Genomic DNA, 3,165 nt, shown 5'->3' with positions numbered 1-3,165 from the left:
ACTCATTAACATTTATCTTACTATCCCAGGTCAGAATGAACGTCTTCTCAGCTTCAGAGCTAAATTCACCATGGGAGGCGATGTGTACTACTGGGAAAGTACCCATATCAAAGGTAATGATCTTATCAAAACCAGCAATTCGACTAGTCTGTACTGCTCCAACAATACCGCCAGCAGGTCCTGATAAAATACTATCCTTCCCTTGAAACTGTTGCGCGTCCGCCAGTCCTCCGTTTGACTGCATGAACATCAATAGTCCAGAAGTTTTTCCCTGTAAGCCTTCCGGCTGGGTAGCTTGAAGGTTATTTTCCAAACCTTCATTGGTCAAGCCGCCAAGCTGCAACTGTTGTTCTACCTGATCTACATAGCGACGCAGAATCGGTGATAAATAGGCGTCAACCACTGTGGTATCCCCCCGACTGACTAATTTCATCAAAGGGGTCACTTGATGAGATACTGATATTTGGGTAAAACCAATCTCTGATGCGATGGTGGCTATCTCCTGTTCATGAGTGGGATAGCGATAGCCATGCATCAAGACAATGGCGCAGCTACGAATACCGTCATCATAAGCAGCTTGCAAGGATTGGCGGGTTTCAGCCAGATTGATCGGGATTAGCTCTTCACCCTGGGCGCTGTAACGTTCTTCTATCTCAATCACCCGTTCATAGAGCATTTCAGGGAGCACAATTTCACGGGCAAAGATATTCGGGCGATTTTGATAACCGATGCGCAAGGCATCTTGGAAGCCCTTAGTAATCACTAGGACAGTGCGATCGCCTTTCCGTTCCAATAAGGCATTGGTGGCTACTGTCGTTCCCATCTTGATCGCTTCAATGGCATCACTTGGTATCGGCCTATCAACAGGAATATCTAAAATCTCTCGAATTCCCTGTACTCCAGCATCTTGGTACCGTTCAGGATTTTCCGAAAGCAGCTTATGAATTATCAACTGCCCATCCGGGCGTTTTGCCACAATGTCCGTAAAGGTACCACCTCGATCAATCCAGAATTGCCAGGGTCCAGTGGAAGTAGTAGTCATATTTGCCCGATTTTTAATACAACACTAAAGAGATGGGGAAGATGGCGGAGAATTTCCCAATAGTTTCCTGTCTCCATCAGCAACGTCCCAGCAAACTATATTTTCCCTTAAGACAGAGTAACTTAGCATTCCAGAGCCACCAAGCCGAGGTATCACCCGATCGGGGAGTGGTCATTCAATGGGAGCCAGGAATTATTTCTGAGATTGAGCAAACATAGCCCAAGTTGACTCTAATTTAGACTAAAATTAGTTATCCTATGGCAATCCCAAACCTTTACTATTAGTGGTCATGTCTGTTTGATTTTGGTAAAATATAGATAATAATATTGGTATAATTATCTACAATATATGCATCGCTATTTACTGTTCAAAACAATTTTTTGTTGATATTTGTTTTTAACGCGCTAACGCCATCAAAATTAATTATGCAACTAGAAGAATATTTTAACTTTCTGGCTCCCGATGACATTCGTATTAAAGGTCATCGAATTGGGATTGAAACGGTGTTGTACGAGTATTTATTTAAAGAGCGTACTGCTGAAGAAATTGCCAAAATTTACTCAACTCTCACCTTAGAAGAGGTCTATGCCACAATCCTATATTATCTACAGAACAAAGACACAGTCAGTAAATACATTGCTGACTGGCTAGAGTGGGGAGATCAACAGCGTAAAGCTCAAGCCTTGAATCCTCATCCTGCAGTAGCTCGACTCCGGAAAATCAAAGCAGAAAGACAAGCCCAATTGAAAGCCAATTGAAAAGTTAATTATAATTGCACAATGTTATTATGATCAAGAATATCAAGAGCAAATTATGTAAGCATTCAGCGGTCAGCGGTCAGCGGTCAGTAGTCAGCGGTCAGCTTATTTTATTCAAAAGCACATCAAGTAGGGTTCGTATAGCGCATCAACTGATGACTGATAGCTGATAGCTGATAGCTGATAGCTGATAGCTGATAGCTGATAGCTGATAGCTGATAGCTGATAGCTGATAGCTAACCAAATTATTCACTTGCAGATGACTTGAATTAATGAATTATTATAACTAGAAGTCTCAACAATACATTGCTGTTTGTTTGTATTATAATGCTCCTCATCGTAAGCATTCAGCCGTCAGCTATCAGCTATAAGCTTAAGCGGATCACAGGCTAGAAGCCTGTGCCACGGTACTTGAGGTGCTAGCAGGCGCTTTAACTGTACGGGGTCGGATCAGTAAAACGAGCAGGGATTTTCAACCAGCCGTTCCAGCACCTTAAACTTGTTTACTACCTCCCGTTGATTAGCTGACGGCTGACGGCTGATAGCTGAATGCTTACTCCTCAACAAGCCTAAGACTGAGAAGACTAGACTCGTGAAAGCAAAAGCCAAACCCAAGAAACTACTAGGTTTTTTATATACTTGCTTATTCCTTGGTTTAGGAATACTCCCCACAGTAGTCAAACCAAAGCCAGCCCTTAGTGCAGAATACATTTACTTTAACTATGGTCCGTTAAAATTGTCCCTTTCCCGGGAATCTCTGGAAATTTTCGCCAATGAGGGCAGAATTACTAAAGAATTTGAGTTCTACGCCCAAATGCTGAACCCAGAAGCCTTGGAACAGTTGCGGATGCTACTCCAAAAGCGGATTAAAATCAGTCCTGTAGCCATCTCCCGCTTAGGTAAATCCCCCATGGGAGAAGCCTTTCTGGAAGGTTTGGGAAAGATGATAAAAACCCACCCTGGTCGCAATGGTTTACATAGTCTTAGGGGGGCGCTGGTTTTGGCAGCAGCTGACTCCGAGGGTCTAACTATAATTAATATAGTGCGCCAGTTTCCCACCGAGGGGATGTTGATTGATACTGACTATATCTTCGATGTCCAAAAAGAGCTAGCTACCCTATTTCGATATCGAGATGCAGCCGTGAATGCGATCGCAAACCAAGCCACCCGAGAAGCGGCTGCTGAGAATACCGTTGATGTCTCCCAGTTAACAGACTTACAACAACCTGGTCCTTATCAATTCACAGACCAAGTCATCACCCTTTCCGGTCGCCGCCGTCAATCCCCTCTAGGGTTATCCGGAGAAACCAAGTTTGAGGTTGCTTTGTACTTACCCAAAGGCAATCCAAAACCAGCCCCCTTAGT

At 43.6% G+C, this 3,165-nt stretch carries 4 protein-coding genes; 3 read left to right on the top strand and 1 reads right to left on the bottom strand.

Annotated features, from left to right (window positions below; genetic code table 11):
• Window positions 1–1,042, bottom strand: a 1,042-nt coding sequence (locus tag F6K37_RS35975; RefSeq protein WP_287255745.1) for a hydantoinase/oxoprolinase N-terminal domain-containing protein, incomplete at its 3' end; no start/stop codon positions are given.
• Between the two features lie 41 nt (window positions 1,043–1,083).
• Between F6K37_RS35975 and F6K37_RS35970 the strand changes: the two genes are divergently transcribed.
• From F6K37_RS35970 to F6K37_RS35960, 3 genes are all read left to right on the top strand, one after another.
• A complete protein-coding gene (locus F6K37_RS35970) occupies window positions 1,084–1,260 on the top strand; it encodes a hypothetical protein (RefSeq protein WP_154659763.1) in 177 nt (58 codons plus the stop codon).
• Between the two features lie 207 nt (window positions 1,261–1,467).
• Window positions 1,468–1,800, top strand: coding sequence for a DUF433 domain-containing protein (locus tag F6K37_RS35965; protein ID WP_287255743.1), 333 nt, complete (start codon window positions 1,468–1,470; stop codon window positions 1,798–1,800).
• A 592-nt stretch (window positions 1,801–2,392) separates the two neighbouring features.
• The coding region (locus F6K37_RS35960; protein ID WP_287255741.1) for an alpha/beta hydrolase at window positions 2,393–3,165 on the top strand (773 nt) is incomplete at its 3' end.

Origin of the sequence: Moorena sp. SIO4E2, assembly GCF_010671945.1 — a bacterium.
GTDB classification, from domain to species: Bacteria; Cyanobacteriota; Cyanobacteriia; order Cyanobacteriales; family Coleofasciculaceae; genus Moorena; species Moorena producens.
Note: the sequence above shows the minus strand (reverse complement) of the source record. Positions and strands in the feature narration are given on the sequence as shown.